10 protein-coding genes are annotated in these 19,896 nt (G+C 67.0%); 3 read left to right on the top strand and 7 right to left on the bottom strand.

What is annotated here, in order from left to right; translation table 11 throughout:
• Nucleotides 1-214: 214 nt before the first annotated feature.
• From ACFPME_RS09880 to ACFPME_RS09870, 3 genes are read right to left on the bottom strand one after another with little or no spacing between them, the layout of a single operon-like run.
• A complete protein-coding gene (locus ACFPME_RS09880; protein WP_377304701.1) occupies nt 215-1,900 on the bottom strand; it encodes an alpha-amylase family glycosyl hydrolase in 1,686 nt (561 codons plus the stop codon).
• Entirely contained in the window at nt 1,897-3,414 is a 1,518-nt protein-coding gene (locus ACFPME_RS09875; RefSeq protein WP_377304698.1) for an MFS transporter, read from the bottom strand. The genes ACFPME_RS09880 and ACFPME_RS09875 overlap by 4 nt, the downstream gene beginning before the upstream one ends.
• Nucleotides 3,411-5,600 (bottom strand): glucosidase family protein, encoded by a 2,190-nt coding sequence (locus ACFPME_RS09870; protein WP_377304696.1) that lies wholly within the window; start codon nt 5,598-5,600, stop codon nt 3,411-3,413. Before ACFPME_RS09870 ends, ACFPME_RS09875 begins: the two co-directional genes overlap by 4 nt.
• Before the next feature lie 322 nt (nt 5,601-5,922).
• Here ACFPME_RS09870 and ACFPME_RS09865 point away from each other — a divergent pair, with 322 nt between their 5' ends.
• Together ACFPME_RS09865 and ACFPME_RS09860 are read left to right on the top strand one after the other, a co-directional pair.
• Nucleotides 5,923-6,936: a LacI family DNA-binding transcriptional regulator gene (locus ACFPME_RS09865; RefSeq protein ID WP_377304694.1), complete on the top strand. Its 1,014-nt coding sequence runs from the start codon at nt 5,923-5,925 to the stop codon at nt 6,934-6,936.
• 127 nt (nt 6,937-7,063) lie between these two features.
• Nucleotides 7,064-9,718 (top strand): glycoside hydrolase family 3 protein, encoded by a 2,655-nt coding sequence (locus ACFPME_RS09860; protein ID WP_377304692.1) that lies wholly within the window; start codon nt 7,064-7,066, stop codon nt 9,716-9,718.
• Between the two features lie 255 nt (nt 9,719-9,973).
• Here the strand turns inward: ACFPME_RS09860 and ACFPME_RS09855 are convergent, their stop codons facing one another.
• Nucleotides 9,974-12,376 (bottom strand): TonB-dependent receptor, encoded by a 2,403-nt coding sequence (locus ACFPME_RS09855; protein WP_377304689.1) that lies wholly within the window; start codon nt 12,374-12,376, stop codon nt 9,974-9,976.
• 154 nt (nt 12,377-12,530) lie between these two features.
• Between ACFPME_RS09855 and ACFPME_RS09850 the strand changes: the two genes are divergently transcribed.
• Nucleotides 12,531-14,114 carry a tryptophan halogenase family protein gene (locus ACFPME_RS09850; protein WP_377304687.1) on the top strand — a complete coding sequence of 528 codons (1,584 nt, stop codon included), beginning with the start codon at nt 12,531-12,533 and terminating at the stop codon, nt 14,112-14,114.
• Between the two features lie 25 nt (nt 14,115-14,139).
• Here the strand turns inward: ACFPME_RS09850 and ACFPME_RS09845 are convergent, their stop codons facing one another.
• The 3 genes from ACFPME_RS09845 to ACFPME_RS09835 form a co-directional block, all read right to left on the bottom strand.
• A complete protein-coding gene (locus ACFPME_RS09845) occupies nt 14,140-15,693 on the bottom strand; it encodes a GH39 family glycosyl hydrolase (RefSeq protein ID WP_377304685.1) in 1,554 nt (517 codons plus the stop codon).
• A gap of 124 nt (nt 15,694-15,817) precedes the next feature.
• Complete coding sequence (locus tag ACFPME_RS09840; RefSeq protein ID WP_377304683.1) at nt 15,818-18,196, bottom strand: glycoside hydrolase family 31 protein; 2,379 nt, start codon at nt 18,194-18,196, stop codon at nt 15,818-15,820.
• A gap of 27 nt (nt 18,197-18,223) precedes the next feature.
• The gene (locus ACFPME_RS09835) at nt 18,224-19,795 is read right to left on the bottom strand and encodes an alpha-amylase family glycosyl hydrolase (protein WP_377304681.1); all 1,572 of its coding nucleotides are present in this window, start codon (nt 19,793-19,795) and stop codon (nt 18,224-18,226) included.
• Nucleotides 19,796-19,896: the final 101 nt, after the last annotated feature.

The raw sequence follows: 19,896 nt of genomic DNA, 5'->3' as shown, positions 1-19,896 counted from the left end.
GACCATATGACGCCTAACGCTTATTAGAACCCACATCGGGGTATAAGCACGGATGGTGGGTCGTCTGGTGGCCCTGCGTCAACTGCAAATATTCTCGTTCGGTCAGTGTGTTGCGCCATGACTGGTGCTCGGGAGGCGGCAAATCCTTCGTTTGCTTATTTCAGCACGTGGGGTCATATCGCTTATCACCTCGTTTCGCAGCATATGCACGGTTTCAGCGTTCTGGATGCCCCCGTTCATCCGTCAGCCGTGTCAGCTCCGCGACCAAGTCCGCACGCTTCGCCACCGCATCCAGCAGGTAGACCAGCACGTCGTGCGCGGCGACGTTGGCGTGCAGGCTGCCGCCTCCGGACACATTGATCGCAGCGCCGCTGAAAGCCGACGTCCAGCGACCGGCCTGCAGATAATCGCTAACGTCGAACTGCACAGTGGCGTCGCCCTTGTTGAGCAGCACCAGCGCGATCTGGTGCACGTCGCCCTTCTGATACACGCGATAGAACGCGGCCTGGTTGCCGGTGAAACGGATCGGCAGCATCAGGCCGCGTTGCAGGGCGGGGGTGTTCTCGCGCAACTGGGCGATGCGTTTGAGCCGGCGATAGATCGGGCTGTTCGATGCCGCGTCGATGCGCTGTTGGCCGTAGTAGTTGCGGTTGCCCTGGTGTTCGGCCTTGCCGCGTTCGAAGCCGGTTTCCGAGCCGTAGTAGATCGCGGGGATGCCGCGCGCGGTGAACAGCCAGTTGTTGGCGTCGATGAAGCCGTTGTCGCTGGCGTCGAGGCGGGCCATGTCGTGGTTGTCGTAGAAGGTGACCAGCTCGTACGGGTTCGCGTACGGACCGTTGGTGAGGTACAGGCGGTCGAGCAGTTTCGCGTAGTCGCTGCCGGGGTGCTCGAACACCTCGGCGATGCGACCGCGCAGCGGGAAGTCGAGCACGCTGATGCCGCCGTTCTGTGGCCAGGTGTACTGGCCGATGTTGTCGGGGCTGTAGTCGAATGCCTCGCCGAACATGAAGAAGCCGGGATGCTTTGCGCGGATGCGCGCGGCGAATTGCTTCCAGAATGCGGTGGGCATGTGGCTGATGGTGTCGATGCGGAACGCGTCGGCGCCCTGGTCGGCCCACTGGCTGTAGGCACCGACGAAGTAGTCGAGCACGGCCGGGTTCTGGTCGTCGTTGTTGGACAACTGCACCAGGTCGTCGTAGGCGTGATAGAAGCGGTGCAGCGGGTTGCGCACCGGGTCGAGCCGGTACGGCGGCAGGTTCTGCTGGTCGGCGATCAGCTTGCCGTCCTTGTCGTAGATCTGGCCGAACATCGGCTGCGCCTTGGGCATCGTGAAGGCGGGCGAGCCGTGGTTGGCCACGATGTCGAGCACGGTCTTCAGGCCGTGCGCGCGCATCTTCCTGGTGAACTGGGCGAAGTCGAGTCCCTTGCTGGGCAGGTGTTCGTCGAGCTTGTAGAAGTTGACGCCCCAGTAGCCGTGGAAGCCGGTCTTGCCGCGGTCGGTGAACTTCGAGCCCCAGTTCACCGGGTCGCCGCCGGTGAACGCCTCGTTCGGGTTGTCCACGATCGGGGTGATCCACACCGCGCCGAAGCCCATGCCGCGGATGTAGCCGGCGTTGTCCAGCACGCCCTTGAAGTCGCCGCCGAGGTAGCCGATGTTCGCGCTCTCGCCCTTCGGCGCGCCGGGCACCGGGATGTCGAAGGTGCGGTGGACGCCGCCCTGGCCGCGCTGGTCGTTCGACGGATCGCCGTTGACGAAGCGGTCGGTCATCACGAAGTAGATCGCGTTCGAGGCGAACGGCGCATCGGTGCCGAAGAATTCCGGTGTGGCGATCCTGGCTGCCTGCGCGCAGCCACAGGCCAGCGTCAGCGCGCCGGCCAGCAGGGTCATCCTCTTGATCATGTCGGGGTTCCGGCGGCCAGCGCTGCGGGCGGCGCGTAGGCCGGCTCGCGCACGCGCAGGGTGAACAGTCCGGCGACCAGCAGGCAGACGCCACCCAGCGCCAGCGCCCAGATCGGCTGGTTGTGGAAGCACAGCCGCAGCAGCAGGCCGAGCACGCTGGCGGCGAGCAGCTGCGGAATCACGATGAAGAAATTGAAGATGCCCATATAGACGCCCATCTTCGCCGCCGGCAGGTTGTCCGACAGCAGCGCGTAAGGCAGCGACAGGATCGAGGCCCACGCAAAGCCCACGCCGACCATCGAGGCGAGCAGCCACCGCGGGTCGCGGATATACAGGAAGGACAACAGCCCGGCGCCGCCCAGGCACAGGTTGACCAGATGGCTGATGCGCAGTCCCCAGCGGCGCACCATCAACGGGATCACCACCGCAGCCAGCGCGGCGAAACCGTTGTACGCGGCGAACAGCACGCCCACCCAGTTGGCGCCTTCGTTGTAGAGCGCCGAACCGACGTCGGTGGTGCCGTAGATCGTCTCGGTGACGCCCGAAGTGGTGTAGATCCACATCGCGAACAACGCGAACCAGGAGAACAGCTGCACCCAGGCGAGCCGCCGCATCGAGGTGGGCATGCCGTAGAGGTCGGCCATCACCTCGCGCAGCATGCCTTGAGCGCGGGCGAAGCTGAGCCAGACGAACAGCAGGCCGAACACGATCAGGCCGCCGGCCAGCACGTAGACCTCTTTCTCCAGTGCGAAGTGACCGATCGCAAACAGCACGAGTGCGCCGACCACCAGCAGAACCAGGCCCATCCGCCAGGCGCGCGAGGCATCCACCGCCGGCTGCGCGGCCACGTTGTCGGTGAACGATTTCAGCTGGGCGGGCGGGTATTCGCGCGTGCGCAGGATCGTCCACAACACCGCGCCCAGCAGCACCGCGCCGCCGGCATAGAACGCGTACTTCACCGTGTCGGGGATGCCGCTGTTCGCGGCCACGTTGGCCACGCCGAACTGCGCCAGGATCCACGGCAGTGCCGACGCCACCACCGCACCGACACCGATGAAGAAGCTCTGCATGGCGTAGCCGCCCGGCCGTTGCTGCGTCGGCAGCTGGTCGCCGACGAAGGCGCGGAACGGCTCCATCGACACGTTGATCGATGCGTCCAGGATCCACAGCAGGCCGGCCGCCATCCACAGCACCGGTGCGTTCGGCATCCACAGCAAGGCCAGCGAGGCGAGCACCGCGCCGACCAGGAAGTACGGCCGACGCCGGCCCAGCCGGTTCCAGGTGCGGTCGGAGAAATGGCCGATGATCGGTTGCACGATCAGCCCGGTCAGCGGCGCGGCGATCCACAGCGCCGGGATGTCGTTCACGTCGGCGCCCAGGGTCTGGAAGATCCGGCTGACGTTCGCGTTCTGCAACGCGAAGCCGAACTGCAGGCCGAGGAAGCCGAAGCACATGTTCCATATCTGCCAGAACGACAGCGCCGGTTTGTTGTTCAAGAGGGTGCCGTCCTTCATGGTGTGGCGTGGCCGGTGGCGAGCGGGGCGATCAGCAAAGCGTGCACGTCGGGCTGGTTCAAGGCGCCCTCGCTGCCGCCGCTGCCGCCGGTGTAGTGGGCGAAGTGGCCGAGGTAGCTCATGTTGAATCCGTCGTCGAGGGTGAACCGGCACGAGGCGCCCGCCTTGGCGTCGAAGCGGCCCCAGGTGGATGGCTGCGTGCGCACGCTGTGCGGCATCACGATCGGCAGGCGCTGCTCGTCGCTGCCCGCGCAGCGGATCACCAGCATCTTCACCGCGGAGGTGATGCCGGTATTGATCGGGCCGTGGCCGTTCGCGTAGTCGAGCGCGATGCGGTAGCGGCCGCTGGCCGGTGCGGTCCACAAGTGCGGCCAGTTTCCGGCGACCTTCGCCATTTCGCCCACGCAGGTGTCGGGGCTGTGCAGCGATTCCAGGCCGTGCGCATCCACGCGCGTGGCGCTGAGGCAGGCGAGGCCGGGTTGCTGCGCGAGATGGCCGTCACCGTCGACGCTGCCGTGAAGCTGGGCGTTGAGGTAGAGCCGCACCTTGCCGTCGGCCGTGATTTTCCAGCCCTCGCCGTCGGCACGCAGCCGCGGCGCGGCAGGTGCGACCGGCGCGTACAGCGGCGCATCGGTGCGCAGCGGCGCGTCCGGCACCTGCACCGCCTTGAGCGTTACCGTGGTGGCCGTGCCGCGCGTGCTGGTGCGCTCGGCGACGAGCAGGTTGCCCGTGTATTTTTCCGGAAGCTGCAGGGTGATCTCGCGGTCGTGCAGGTCGAGCGTGATCGCGTGGCGCTGGCCGAACAGCATCGGCACCAGCGATGTGGGCAGCTTCGGTTCCACCCGGCCGTCTTCGCCGAGGCCGAACACGCCTTCAGTGACCACTGCCAGATAGGCCGCCACCGACCACAGCTGACGTGGCGAATTCACCACCGGGCCGCTGAGCTTGCCTTCGTCCACGTGCTGGCCCTGGGTGAGCAGCTCGTAGTTCTCCATGTTGGAACCGTACAGTGCGGCGCCGCGCATCACCGACTCGATCTCGTGCGCGATGCGCGCGGGCTGCTCCGTCTTGCGTGCGGCGCGCAACGCGTACGCGCTGACGAACGGCCAGATCGCGCGGTTGTGGTAGATCGGCTGGTCGGAACGCTCGGGCCAGATCACCGGGCTGCCGGCGGGCCAGGTCGGGTAATTCGCCAGCGCCTGCCGCGCGCGTTCGCCGTCGGCCACGCCGCTGTCGATCGCCAGCGCGATGCCGAGCAGGTCGTAGCTGTCGTAAGGCGTGCCGTCGCCGCCGATGTAGCTCATGTACATGCCGCGGTCGGCGCGCCAGAAGTGCGCGTTGATCGCGCTCTTCAATGCGGCGGCCTGGCTGCGGTAGCCGGCCGCCGCCTTCGCGTCGTGCCGCCCGTCGGCCCGTGCGGCGGCCAGCTGCAGCGCCTGGTAGTGCAGCACGTTGGTGGACAGCGCGAAGGACTGCGCGATGAAGGTCACCTCGTCCGCCGTCCACGCGGGATAGCTCTGCTCGCGCCAGTCGAGGAACGAGGTCTCGCCGCGGTACAGGCCGAACGTGGTGTCGAACGCGTACTGGCGATCCTGCGCCAGGGTGGCGCCGAGCGCCTTGTCGACGTCGCCGGCAAAGGCCTTGTCCCCGAGCAGGTGGCGCGCGCCGAGGAACCACACCACGCGGTCGGTGCTGATCGGCCAGCTGCCGCCGGAGCCGGTGTCCTGCATTGGGTACAAACCCTGCGGCGCGGTGGCGACGCGCACGTCCGACAGCTTGAACTGCAGCCCGTTGCGCGAGCGTGCCGGGTCGAAGCGCCACAGGCCCAGGTCGACCGCGTAGGACAGGTCGCGCGTCCACACGTAGGGCCACTTCAGGCCGGTCACGAAGCACGGGCAGGGAATCGGCTGGCCGTGGTCGAACGCGCCGTCGCGGATCCCGCCGACCGAGTCCAGCGCCAGGTCGTCCTGCGCCATGGCGAACAGCCCATCGAACAACGTGCTGGCGGTGTCGGTACGCAGTGGCTGCGCTGCGATCGCGCGCTGGCCGTACGGCCATGCCAGCGTGTAGTTGTGCTGCGCGTCGCGGCTGATGGCGACGTGCACGCCATGCCAGTCCAGGCCATCTTGCCAGGTGGGTGCGGCGGTGGCGGCGGCCATCGCCGCGGTCAGCAGCAGGCTCAACATGGTTGCGCCTGCTGCCGGGAAGTACGGATCGTGCTGGTCATCGAATGAGCCCTCCGGCAGCTGTTATGTCACGGCGTGGCATATCCCGCATGTTGCGGTTGCAACATCGGCGGTCGGCGGCTATCGGGATGGGCCCTGCATGTTAGGTAGCGTCGCGCTGCAGCAACCAGTGGTTGCATACGTATTCATGCCCATCGACCGCCACCTCTCGCGCAAGGCCGACGTGCGCCCGGCGTCGATCGCCGGCCACGATGGCTTCTTGTAAAGCGGACGGCGATGACGGCATAGTCAATCGACACCAGTGACCATTGCGGGAGATTCCATGCGGGTACGCCTCGAAGATGTGGCGCGCGCAGCGAGCGTATCGCCCAAGACGGTGTCCCGTGTGCTCAACGACGAGGCCAACGTGAGCGACGACACGCGCAAGCGCGTGCTCGCCGCGATGGAGGCGATGGATTATCGCCCGCACCCTTCGGCTCGCAGCCTGGCGGGCAAGCGGTCGTTCCTGGTGGCGATGCTGTACGACAACAACGACAACCCGGCCTCGACCTACCTGGCGGAAATCCAGGACGGCGTGCTCGAGGCCTGCGACGAACACCGCTACAGCATGATGGTGCGTCCGCTGCGGATGCGCGGCGACGATTTCATCCGCCGGCTTGATGCGCTGATTTCCGACCATCACCCCGACGGCGTGGTGTTGACGCCGCCCATCACCGACTACGCACCGCTGCTGAAACGCCTGCGCGAGCGCAACGTGCCCTACGCCAGCGTGTCGCCGATGCAACGCAGCGGCGTCATCGGCGTGAACATGGACGAGCAGGCTGCCGCGCGGGCGATCGTGGAGCATTTGCTGGCGCTGGGGCATCGGCGGATCGCCCACGTCGTCGGCATCGCCGATCACGGCGCCAGCCGCTGGCGCCTGGCCGGTTACCGCGAGGCGATGGCTGCCGCGGGCCTGCCCGAGGATCCGGCGCTGGTGGTGCAAGGCGCGTTTACGTTCGGCTCCGGCGTCGCCGCCGCGCGCGAACTGTTCGCGCTGAAGCAACGGCCCACGGCGGTGTTCGCCGCCAACGACGACATGGCGACCGGCGTGATGTGGGCGGCCGGCGAATACGGACTGAAGGTGCCGCACGATCTTTCCGTCTGCGGCTTCGACGACACGCCACTGGCGCGCCAGCTGTGGCCGGCGCTGACCACCGTGCAGCAACCCAGCCGTGCGATGGGCAAGATCGCCGCCCAGCAGTTGCTCAATCTGTTGCGCGGCCGTGGCCCCGGCCACATGGTGCAGGTGCCGTTCGCGCTGCAGATCCGCGATTCCACGGCGCCCGTTCCCTGAGCTGACAGCACCTGCGGTGCCGTAGGCGGCCCAGCCGCCATGTCCTGGCTCCCAAACAACCCGGATAACCGCGCGACTGCGGGCAGGCGCGCGCAGGTCGGCGCATGGGGCCGGCTGGTTTCCGGTCATGTTGCGGAGCAAATTGACAGCGCTGTCATTCGTGCCAGTATGCGGTTTCACGCGTGCCGCCGGCGCGCCAGCCCGGAGCCCTGCTGTGCCCTTGTCGCCACCATCGCCGCTGTTCCTGCGTCGCATTTTCCTGGCCGTATCACTCGCTGGCGCGCTGCTTATGCCCGTTCATTCCATCTCGGCCGCAGATACTGCCACCGTCCACCCCGAGCTATGGCCGCAAGGTCGCTGGCCGCTGCCGCCGGACCCCGCGCTCGAGGCCAGGGTCCACGCGCTGCTGGCGAAGATGTCGGTGGAGGACAAGGTCGGCCAGATGATCCAGGCCGACATCAAGTCGGTGACGCCGGACGACGTGCGCACCTATCGCCTGGGCTCGATCCTGGCCGGCGGCAACTCCGGACCGGACGGCGGGCAGTACGGCACGGCCGAGCAGTGGCAGAAGCTGTCCGATGCGTTCCATCGCGCCTCGATGGACACCACGGGCGGGCGCCTGGCAATTCCGGTGTTGTTCGGCATCGATGCGGTGCACGGCCACAACAACCTGGTCGGCAGCACGCTGTTTCCGCAGAACGCCGCGCTGGGCAATGCGCGCGACCCGGAACTGATCCGCCAGATCGGCGAAGTCACCGCAAGGGAGTTGCGCGCCAGCGGCATCAACTGGACCTTCGCGCCGACACTCACGGTGCCGCAGGACGGCCGCTGGGGCCGCGCGTATGAGGGCTACTCGCAGAACCCGGCGCTGGTGGCGCAGTACGCCGCCGCCGTGATCGAAGGCCTCGAAGGCAGGCTCGGTACATCGAGCTATCTGGACGCCGATCACGTGATCGCCACCGCCAAGCATTTCGTGGGCGACGGTGGTACGCATGACGGCAAGGATCAGGGCGATGCCCAGGTCAGCGAAGCGGTGTTGCGCGACGTGCACGCGGCCGGTTACCCCCCGGCGATCCAGGCCGGCGTACAGGTGGTGATGGTGTCGTTCTCCAGCTGGAACGGGGTGAAGATGGCCGGCAACAAGGCGCTGATCACCGACGTGCTGAAGGGACGGATGGACTTCGGCGGCATCGTGCTGGGCGACTGGAACGCACACGGCCAGGTACCCGGCTGCACCAACGAGGACTGCCCGGTGGCGTACAACGCCGGGCTGGACATGCTGGAAGCGCCCGATTCCTGGAAGGGCCTCTACACCAACACGCTGGCCGAGGTGAAATCCGGCGTGATCCCGATGAGCCGCGTGGACGACGCGGTGAGCCGGGTCCTGCGCGTGAAGCTGCGGCTGGGCATGTTCGAGGCCGGGCTGCCGTCGGCCAACGCGCTGGTCGCCAAGTCGGCAGAAGTGATCGGCAGCCCCGCGCATCGCGCGCTCGCGCGGCGGGCGGTGCGCGAGTCGCTGGTGCTGCTGAAGAACGACGGTGTGCTGCCGATCGATCCGCGCAAGCGCGTGCTGGTCGTCGGCGACGGCGCCGACAACATCTCCAAGCAGAACGGTGGCTGGACGCTGACCTGGCAGGGCACCGGCCTGACCAATGCGAATTTTCCGGGTGCGACCTCGATCTTTGCCGGCATCCGCGAACAGGTGCAGGCCGCCGGTGGCACGGCCGAGTTGTCGGTCGATGGCAAGTACACGAACAAGCCCGACGTCGCCATCGTGGTGTTCGGTGAAGATCCCTACGCCGAGTTCCAGGGCGACCTGCCGAACCTCGCCTACCGGCCCGGCAACGATCACGATCTCGACCTGCTGAGCGGCCTGCGCAAGCAGGGCGTGCCCGTGGTGGCAGTGTTCCTGACCGGGCGACCGCTGTGGATGAACCGCGAGATCAACGCCGCGAACGCCTTCGTGGTGGCGTGGCTGCCGGGCAGCGAAGGCGAGGGCATCGCCGACGTGCTGTTGCGCACGCGCGATGGCCGCATCGCGCACGACTTCCACGGCAGGCTCGCGTACGCGTGGCCGCGCACGGCCGTGCAGATTCCGGTGGCCGCTGCCGCGCGCGGCGAGCCGCCGCAGTTTCCCTACGGCTTCGGCCTGACCTACGCCGATCGCGGCCACACCGGCCCGTTGTCCGAAGATGCCGGGATCGAACTGACCAGCGCGCGGGCCGGCGTCTATTTCAGCCATGGCAAGCCGGCGCAGGGTTTCGCGTTGCGCCTGACCGGCGCCAACGGCGCGGCTGCCAACATCACTGCCACACCCGGCGCGACCGCCGATGGCAGCCTGCGTGTCGCCTCGCTCGACTACAAGGCGCAAGAAGACGCGCGCCGCCTGGACTGGTCTGGCCACGGCACGGCACGTGCCGCGCTGGTCGCACCGGCGCCGCTGGACGTGGGACGCGAAACCAATGGCGACGTGATGCTGGTGACCACGCTGCGTGTCGACGGGTTGTCGCAACAGGGCACCACGATCGGCGTCGCGTGCGGCAGCGGTTGCGGCGCGGCGGTGCCGATCGGCAAACAGCTGGCCGCACTGCCGCGCGGACAGTGGCTGCGCGTGGGCGTGCCGTTGAAATGCTTCCGCGACGCAGGCGCCGACATGAGCAAGCTGGACCGGCCATTCGAATGGACCAGCAGCCCGGGCGAGCACATCGCCATCGCCGACGTATCGTTGGGTACGGTGGCCGACCAGGCGCTGGCATGCCCGGCCGCAGGCACCGGGCGATGAATGCCATCGCCGTGCCGGGCATCGCCGTCCGCGCGGCGACATGCCCCGCCTTCCGTTCTCCCTGAGCGTAGCCCCTCGGGGCCAGAGTCGAACTGGGCCGGTGCCGCATGCTTCGGTTTCGCCGGCTTGGGCAAGCCATGCCCGGCGCGAACCGAACCTCCCGCGGAGCGTCATTGCCGAGCAGGCCAAAAAAAGGATGCCCCGTTGCAGGGGCATCCAGTGGCGACCTAGGGGAGGGGCGTCGCCAGGGAGAACCTAGAACCACACTCCGACGTTGACGCCGTAGGTGCGCGGCGGCAGGTATTGCGAGGTATAGGCGAAGCTGCCGCCGGGCAGCGCGAAGCGGCCGGCGCTGGTGCGTACCTTGTTGTCGGTGACGTTCTGCACGTAAGCGCCGATCCACCAGCGGTCCTGCGGTTCGTTGTAGCGCAGCGAGACGTCGCCGCGGCCGTACGCCTTCTGCTTGTCGCCGTCGCCCAGGTTGAACGTGCTCAGCCACTGCGAGCTCTGGTACTGCGCGGAGATGCGCGGGGTCAGCCGGCCGCCGTTGGAGAGGCGGAAATCATGCTCGTAGATCGCGGTGAGCGAGGCGTTCGGCGCGTGCGGCAGGTCGTTGCCGCTGACGTCGATGCAGGCGCTGATGCCGGACGCCGGGTCGCACGCGGGCAAGCCCTGGTAATCGTTGCTGCCGGCGTACTTGAGCGTGCCCAGTTCCTTCTTCGGGATCGCCGAGAACACCAGGTTGAGGCGGTCGTTCTCGCTGGACAGCGCCAGCTCCGATTCGAAGCCCATCACCTTGGTGGTGCCCTTGACGTTGGAAAAGCCGAGACCACGGTTGCCGTCGGGGTAGGTGATCGGTGCGGCCAGCTGGAAGTTCTTGAACTGCTCGTAGTAGATCGCGCTGTTCCAGGTCAGGTGCCCGTCGAGGAAGCTGAACTTCGAGCCGACTTCGTAGTTGGTCAGCGTCTCCGGTGCGTACAGCGTGCCGGCGTCCTGCGTGCCGCCGGACTTGTAGCCGGTGGATACGCTGGCATACAGCAGGCCGTGCTGGCCCACGTCGGTATCGAGCCGCGCCAGCCAGGTGACCTTGCTCTTGTCGTACTTCGCGTCGTTGACGGTGGAGACGTTGAAGCCCACGTTGCCCGGCTCGACGTCCGGCGAGATCGGCACCTGCGGCACGGTTGGGTCATAGGCCCAGCCCCAGCCGCGGCCGTTCTTGTTTTCCTTCTTGTCGTTGGACCAGCGCGCGCCGCCGGTCAGGCGCAGGCCGTCGGTGATGTGCCAGGTGGCCTGGCCGAAGAAGGCTGTGGTTTCCACGGTTTCCTTCGGCTGGATGAACGAACCCTGCCAGGCCACCGTGCCCTGCGCGGTGCCGTTCAAGATCGGGATGTCGAAGCGGATGTTGTTGTCCTCCGCCGCGTAGTAGGCGCCGAGGATCCAGTCCACCGCGTTGTCGCCGGTCGATTTCAGGTCCAGCTCGTGGCTGTAGTTCTTGTAGTTGGAGAAGTTGGTGCGGTCGGCCTGGTAGGACGCACCGGTGGTGAAGCTGGTCGGCACCTGTGCGCCGTTGTCCTGGTCGAAGTTGCTCTTGCCGGAGAAGCGGTTGAAGCCGGCGACGTAGCTCAGCAGCATCGAATCGCCGATCTTGAAGTCCATCCGGCTGCGCACCGTATGCGAATCGCGCTTGAGGTAGGGCGCGGTATCGATCAGGGCCGACCAGAAATCCTGCCCCGCGCGCGGCTGCTGCATCAGGCTCATGCCGGGCGTGCCGCGGTCGCGGAAGTACTCGTAGGAGAGGTTCCAGGTGAACGCGTCGCTCGGCTGCCACATCGCGCTGACGCGCGCGGCCGACTGGTCCTGCGCGTTGTACTTGTCGCCGCCGGTCACGTAGTTGCTGGAGTTGATCGGCTGGAACGTGGCCAAGGTGCCGCCACTGGCCAGGTAGTTCGCCTGCTGCTGCGCCACGCTGGGCAGTTGCTGCGTGGGGTTCTGGTAATCCACGTAGCCGTCGTGCTGCTCCTGCGCCATCGCGAAGCGCAGCGCGAAGGTGCTGCTGATCGGCAGGTTCACCGTGGCGCGGGTGCCGACGTGGCTGTAGTTGCCGGCCTCGATCTGCGCATTGCCGTAGAAACCGCTGGTGTCCGGCTTGCCGGTTTCGAAATTGACCACGCCGGCGGTCGAGTTGCGGCCCCACAGCGTGCCTTGCGGACCGCGCAGGACTTCCACGCGATCGATGTCGAGCAGCAGGCCGGCGGCCGCTTCCGGCCGCGGCGAATACACGCCGTCGATGAACATCGCCACTTCCGGATCGGCGTATTCGGTCTTCGCGCTGTCATTGCCGATGCCGCGCATGGTCAACGTGACCACGCCATGGTCGCCCTGCGAGGTGGCCTCGAAACCGGGCACCAGCTTGGTGATGTCCTGCACCGTCATCACCCGCTCCTTGTCGAGCGAGTCGGCACTGATCGCGCTGATCGCGACCGGGGTTTTCTGCAGCGGCGTTTCGCGTTTGGTCGCGGTGACCTGGACGCTGTCCAGGTCCTTGACCTTCCTGGTGGCCGCTGCGTCCTGCGGAGTTGAATCCTGCGCGGCATGGACGGCGCCGGCAGCGAATATGGCGGTCAAGGCGACGTACAAAGCCGAGTAGCGTAATTTCATCTCACCCTCTCCCCAAAGCGTCGTGAACATGCGGTAGTGTCTGTATGACAGCGCTGTCAAATGAAGGCATGACAGCGCTGTCATCGAGGGCGATCCTACTGCGAAAATCGCCGATAAGCTTGTTGCGAAGCAACACGACAATGGAGAGGGTGAGATGTCGCGCATTCAGAAGATTCTCGTGGTGGGCGGTGGCACCGCCGGCTGGCTGACCGCCTGCTACCTCGCCAAGGCCTTGAACACGGCGGCGCCAGGAAGTATCCGCGTGGAGCTGGTCGAGTCGCCGGCCATCGGCCTGCTCGGCGTGGGCGAGGCGACATTCCCGTCGATCCGCGGCACGCTGGCCGCGATCGGCCTGGACGAGCGTCGATTCCTGGTCGGCGCCACCGCCACCTACAAGCAGGGCATCCAGTACGTGAACTGGGTGCGCCCGCCCGGCGAGCCGGGGGCGGACCGGTTCTTCCATCCCTTCAGCCTGCCCAGCCAGCGCGCCGGCAGCCCGGAGCTGCTGCCGTACTGGTTGCTCGGCGGCGCCCCGGAAGGCATGGCTTTCGCCGAAGCGGTGACCATGCAGAAGCGCCTGATCGACCATGGCCGCGCGCCAAAGCGCCCAGGCGATCCCGACTATCAGGGGCCGATGAACCACGCCTACCATTTCGACGCCGCCTGCTTCGCCGCCGTGCTGGCCGAACATGGCCAGAGCCTCGGCATCAAGCGTCACCTGGGCATGGTGGAACGCGCCGAGCTCGATGCATCGGGCGCGATCGCGCGCATCGTCACCCGGGAAATCGGCGAGCTCACCGCGGACCTCTACGTCGATTGCACCGGCTTGCGCGGCGCCTTGATCGGCGGCGCGCTGCAGTCGCCGTTCCATAGCCGGAGCGACGTGCTGTTCGCCGATCGCGCGGTGGCGTTGCAGGTGCCGTATTCGCGCCCGGACGCGCCGATCCTGCCGTTCACTCGCGCCACCGCGCAGGAGTCCGGCTGGATCTGGGACATCGGCCTGCAGAAGCGGCGTGGCATCGGCTACGTGTATTCGTCGCGGCACAGCGGCGCCACCCGCGCGGAAGAAGTGGTGCGCGGCTACGTGGGCGACGCGGCGGCCGGGCTGGAAGCGCTGCACATCAAGTTCGAGACCGGCTACCGGCCCGAGCACTGGCACCGCAACTGCGTGGCAGTGGGCCTGGCCGGCGGCTTCGTCGAGCCGCTGGAATCCACCGGCATCGCCCTGGTCGAACTGGCCGCCTACCTGATCACCCACCTGCTGCCGGGCGATGTCGACGACATGGAACGCACCGCGCGTCGCTTCAACGACATGATGATCGCGCGCTACGAGCGCATCATCGACTTCATCAAGATGCACTATTGCCTGTCGCAGCGCCGCGACAGCGCGTTCTGGATCGACAACACCGCTCCCGCGAGCATCCCGCAGACGCTGCAGGACCGCCTCGCGCTATGGCGCCATCGCCCGCCGCACCGGCTGGACTTCGTCACCGACCTAGAGATGTTCATGCCGGCCAGCTGGCAATACGTGCTGTACGGCATGGAATTCCAGACCGATCTCGAACCGATGCGCAGCGCCTATCCGCAGATGGAGGCGGCGCAGCGCGAGTTCGCGATGATCCGGCAGATGGCCGGCCATGCGTTGAACGACCTGCCCGACCACCGTGCCCTGGTCGAGCAGCTTTGCCGCGAGCACGCGCTGCGGGTACGGCAGGGAGAAGCTGTCGGCGAGAGCTGAGCAAGCGACCAGCGGGGTTCGTCGATCAGCGCAACTCCACCACTACCAGCCCTTGCACCGGCACGGTGATCTCGAACTTGCCGTTGTTCGCCTTCACCGACTCCGGCGCGGCCAGCTTGCCGGCTTCGCGCAGTTGCATGATCTGCTCGCGGCTGGGAGAGTCGGGGCGGCCCATGCGGTCGAACGCGGCGACTGCGTTGCCGTGGGTGGCATCCAGCCGCCACACGGTGGCGTGGGCGCCGGCCGGCAGGTGCCGCACGTCGAGGCTGAAATGCTTCGGCGCGCCGGCGGGTTCGCCTGGCGTGTAGCTGGCGGTGTTGCCGACGGGCGGGGCGTAATTCCACAGCGCGATGACCACGCTGCCGTCGACGCGACGGGTGGCCAGGGCCGAATCGGAATCCGCCGCGAGGCGCCTGTCGCCCAGCTTGTGCAGCATGGCGAATGCGTTGAACGCCGGCTTGGCAATGCGGTTGGTGGCGATCAGGCCGAAGCCGCCGTAGAACGGGTTGCGCACGATGCCCTGTTCCTCGAACACGTCGGAGAACGACCAGTAGCTCATCGCCTCGACCTTGCCGGCGCACTCGCGGATGGTGTTGGCGAGCCACGGCCCCATGAACACGGTGTCGGTGACGTTGGGCAGGTTGGCGTAGCTGGCGTTGTACTCGCTGAAGATCAGAGGCATGCGTGGATACGGCGACGCGGCGATTTCCTTGTGCACCTTGTCCACCGCGCGGCAGACCATGTCGCGGCGCGGCACGTCTTCGTCGCTGTGCAGCACGTTGGCGGCGGTGTCGTCGCCATAGACGTGGGTGCTGACGAAATCCACCGGCACCTTCGCCTCGTGCGCATGCTTGAGGAAATCGGGGATCCACGCAGCCTGCGCCGTGCTGGGGCCACCCACGCGGATGCGCGGGCTGACTGCCTTGAGCGCACGCACGGTGTGGTCGTACAGCGTGAAGTAGCTTGCCTGCGCCGGGGTGCCGGCCCAGAAGCCGATGTTCGGCTCGTTCCACACCTCGAAGTACCAGCTGGCCACTTCGTCGATGCCGTAGCGCCCGACCAGATGTTTTGCCAGGGCGCCGATCATCGCGTCCCACTCGGCGTAGTCCTTCGGCGGCGCGATGTTCGGGTGGTACCAGAAAGGGTGCAGCGCGGCGGCGTCAGAGGTCAGCTCTGGCGGCATGAAGCCGAGTTCGACGAACGGCTTGAAGCCGTGTTCGAGCAGGCCGTCGTAGATCTGGTCGGTGTAGGAGAAGTTGTAGGAAATCTTCCCCTGCGCGTCGCGCTGCACCAGGCCCACGTCGTGGTCGAGGATGCCGTGGAAGCGGATGTAGCCGACGCCGGTGGCCTGGTGCACGGCGTCCAGGTCCTTGCGGTAGTCGTCGCGCAGCGCCAGCGAGGCGCGGCCGGAGCCGAGCATGTGTTCCCAGAAATGCGGGAAGGGCGTACCGGCGACGCTGACGTCGACGCGGATCTGTTCGGTGCCGGTGGCCGGCGCGGCGCAGGCCGTTCCGATGACCAGCAAGGCGGCGGCGCAGAACGAAAGAAGGCGGCGGCGGGCGGATGACACCTGGTTCATGGCGGGGTCCATGGCGTTGCGAGCAGGGAAAGAGCGAGGCGCCGCAGGAATGTAAACGATTACATGCGGACGCGAAGTCTCGTACGGTTTGGGGCCGGCGTCTACTGTGCAGGGAACCGGCCGCTCAGCGCTTCGGCGACAGCACCACGATCTGCCGCGTAGCGGCGGCGATCCGCACCCAGGTCACGACGCCGAAGCGATCGCGGCCGCTGGCCCAGCCTTCGCCATGGCTGCGCTGCAACGCATCGAGACCGGCGAACGACGGCATCGCCTTGCCGTTGCCGGTGACGGCGGCGGCAGCATCACCATGGATCTTCAGCAGGTAGAACTGCAGCGCCGGCTTGTAGCTGCCGGCGACCGCGCCGGTCTCGAACTGCACGGTATCGTCGTGCCGCTGCACGGCCAGCGTCTGGCTGAAGTACGCGCCGTGCTCGTAGTCGTAAGTTTCGCCGTCATCGTCGTAGTAGTCGAACTGCGTGCGGTGGCTGGCGGGGAACACGTCGACATCAAGCTGGGCCACCGGGTGCTCGCCGACGTAGTCCATCGGTGGCTGGGTCGGGATGATGGCGCCTTCGCGGATGAAAAGCGGGATGTCGGCCCAGGTCGTGCTGTCGATGGCCAGATGCACGCTTCGGCCACCTTCGTGAACCTTGCCGCTGAACCAGTCGATCCAGCGCCCCGCCGGCAGATGGACGTCTTTTGCCGTCTGCCCTTCGACCACCACCGGCGACACGAGCAGCCAGTCGCCGAACAGCCAGCTGTCGACGTCATTGCGCACGTCCGGATCATGGGGCCAGTCGAACAGCAGCGGGCGCACCAGGCCGATGCCGCTGGCGCTGTAGCGGTGGGCGTAGCTGTAGATGTACGGGATCAGCGCGTAGCGCAGGCGGATCGCCCGGGTCGCTGCCTTCTCCGCGATCGGCCCGTACACCCATGGCTGGCGCTTCTGGCCGAAGTCGCCGTGCACGCGGAAGATCGGCGTGAATGCGCCGAACTCGATCCAGCGTGCGTAGTTCTCCGGCGTCGGCGTGCCGTCCTTGAAGCCCCCGCCATCCATGCCCCACTGCATCGCGCCCACGTTGATCGCGCTGAGCATGCGCGCGCGCTGCCCAGCCATGCTGGCGAAGCCGGTGGGGATGTCGCCGGACCAGAGGCCGTAGGCATAACGCTGCGAGCCCAGCCAGAAGTTGCGGTTGATCGACCACACCCGCTGGTTCGAGATGGCGCGCTGGCTGTCGTACAGCGCGCGCTGCATGTTCATGAACTCGGTATCGCTGCCGGTGGTGTCCGCCTCGTCGTTCCACCACCCGGCGATGCCATGTTCGTAGCCGTACTTGATCGCCAGCCTGCCGAACCAGGTGCGTGCGGCGGCCAGGTCGAAGTCGATGTTCTTCACCGGCTTGTGCGAAAAATAGTCGGCGCTGGCTTGTTCGCCCGGCACCCAGAAGCCATGCGCGCTGGCGTAGCGCCCTTCCACCGTATCGACATGGATGCGCGGCTTCATGATGCCGGTCAACCTGATTCCGCGGGCATCCATCTGCTTCTTCAAGGCGCCGCTGGGGCCGTCGGGAAACTTGGCGGCGTTCCAGCGGAACTCGCCGTAGTCGTCCTCGCCCCAGGCCTTCCAGTCGAAGTCCAGCGTGATGTTGTCGATCGGGATGCGTTTGGCGCGATAGGTGTCGACGATCTGCCGCAATTCCTTCTCGTCGATGCCCCATTGGCTGTTGGTGAAGCCCATGGCCCACTTCGGAAACAGCGGGGAGTGGCCACTGAGCCGGGCCACCGCGTCGAAGATCTGCGCGGGCGTGCCCAGGAGGACGTAGAAGTCGGGGTCTCCGCTTGCGGTGCCGCTGACACTGATCCTGCCCGGTGTCAGTGCAAATGTGGCGCCATCGCTGTGGAGCAACACGCCATAGCCGGCAGTACTCCATACCAGCGGCGCGCCGGCGTGGCCTTGCTCGCCGGCAGTGGCCACTTGCTTGCCGCTGCGCAGCATGCCGGCGGACGCATCCTCGGTGGCGTCGTAGCCGCCGATGCCGTACAGCGCATCCCGCGGATCGTGCCCCAGGACCAATGCGCCGCGGGACAGCGAGCCGGGATCGAGCTGCAGCAAGCGATGTTCTTGCAAGCCGTCGATCTGCAGTTGTGCGTTCTGCCCGTCCCAGCGGACCACGCCACGGTCGGAGCTGAGCGTCTTGCCGCTACCGGTGTCGACAGGAAGGATCGCAGTGAAGGGCGTCGGAGCGGTGTCGTGGGCGATCGCCAGCGTCGAGACGTCGGCCCGGCCGGCGTCATTGCGCTGCACGTGCAGGATGCCGGGTGCGACAAAACGGATGGTGAGCTGACCCGCGACGAGTCCGCCGGACTGCTCGTTGTGCGAGGTCTGAACCATGGGGGCCACCTGTGGCGACGATGCGACCGCGGCGACGCCGGGTGTCGGCACCAGGCCAAGGCACAGCCACACCGCCGACATGCTGAAACCCGCGAGTATTGCCTTCTTCATCGCATCAAACTCCGTGTGCGTGCCGTTCTACTGCAGGATCGCCGTGGCATACGCCGGCATCTGCAGGCGGCCGTGTTGAAGCGTGATGCCCGGCTTGCTGTGCAGCCGCACGGTGCGGAAACGAGTGTTGCCCAGCGGTACGTCCTGCGGCTGCGCCGACAGGTTGTGCACGACCAGCACATGGCTGCTCGCGTCGTCGAGCTGCCAGGCAGCCAGGTGTGGATTGTCCAGCAGCTGCGGATGGATCGCGCCGTCGCGCAGGGCGCTGACCTCGCGGCGCCAATGGATCAGCATCGTGTAGTGGTGCAACAGCGAATCCGGATCGGCCTGCTGCGATTGCACCGACACCGCGGCATCGTCGTGCGGGGTGGATGCCTTCCAGGTTGCTTCGCCCGGCACGTCCGGCGCGCGGTTCCAGCGCATCGGCCCGCGCAGATCAGGGTCGGGTTTGCGTCCGCGCATGCCCAGCTCCTCACCGTAGTAGACAAATGGCCGGCCCGGCAGGGTGAGCAGCATCGCGGCGGCCATGCGCATGTGCTGCGGGTTGCCGTCGAGCTGGCTCATCACCCGATCCTGATCGTGATTGGACAGGAACGGCGCATCCACCCCCGACCTGCCGCTGGCCTTGCGGTAGGCGGCGTCGGTCTGCGCCAGCTGGGCGCCGAGATGGCCAGCCAGCTCGTTCCTCGCGCTGTCGATCAGCTGGCTCGCCAGCGGAAAATCGAACACCGCGCTGAGCGGGCCGAACCACGGCGCGAGCTTGTCCGGCGAGTCCTGGGTGACCTCGCCCACGATATAGACGTCCGGACGGATCGATTCCATGCCGTGGCGAAACTGCGACCACCAGGCCAGGTTCTTCTTCAGCACCGCAAGGTCGCCGTCCTGCGCCTTGAAGTCGTAGTAGATGTGCTGGGCCGCGTCGAGGCGAAAGCCATCGACGCCCTGGCTGAGCCAGTACTGGCCGATCTTGAGCATTTCCCTGCGCACGGCAGGCGTGTCGTAGTTCAGGTCCGGCATCGCCCCGGTGAAGTCGCCCAGGTAATGCGCGCTGCCGCTGCTGCGCCAGGCCTGGCCACCCACGGCGCTGGTCGCGCTCAGGTCGGTGTGCGGCCCGGCCCAGCTGTACCAGTCGTGATACGGGCTGGCCGGATCGCGCGCGGCCTTGAACCAGGGGTGCTGGTCGCTCGTGTGATTGATCACCAGGTCGATGATGACCTTGATGTGGCGCTTGTGTGCCTCGCCCAGCAGGTGCCGGAAATCGTCCAGCGTGCCGTACTGGGAATTGATGCCGTAGTAGTCGGTGACGTCATAGCCGTGATAGCTGGGTGAGGGGTTGATCGGCATCAGCCAGATACCGCTGACGCCGAGCGCCTGCAGGTAATCGAGCTTTGCGGTGACGCCGTCGAGGTCGCCGACACCGTCGCCGTTGGTATCGGCCCAGGAGCGCACGAAGATTTCGTACCAGACGCCGGAGCCGGGTGGCGCCGTCGTCGCCGGCGCCGCGGAGCCGGCCAGTGCGAGGGTGCCGGCCAGGCCGAACGCAAGCGCCGCGACAGCGCGGCGGGCACGGCCAGGAAGGGCGGAGTGGTGCCTGGTCATGCAGCTTCCCGTGAACCGAGTGCGGACGCCGCTGGCGCAGGCGTCCGAAAAAAAGATCCCGGCCCCGAAAGCGAACGGGACCGGGCAGGGGAGATCCGGCC

It is taken from the genome of Rhodanobacter umsongensis, from assembly GCF_042654965.1.
In the GTDB taxonomy this organism is placed as follows: Bacteria; Pseudomonadota; Gammaproteobacteria; order Xanthomonadales; family Rhodanobacteraceae; genus Rhodanobacter; species Rhodanobacter umsongensis.
The sequence above is the reverse complement of the archived record's forward strand: the minus strand, read 5'-3'. Positions and strand labels throughout refer to the sequence as shown.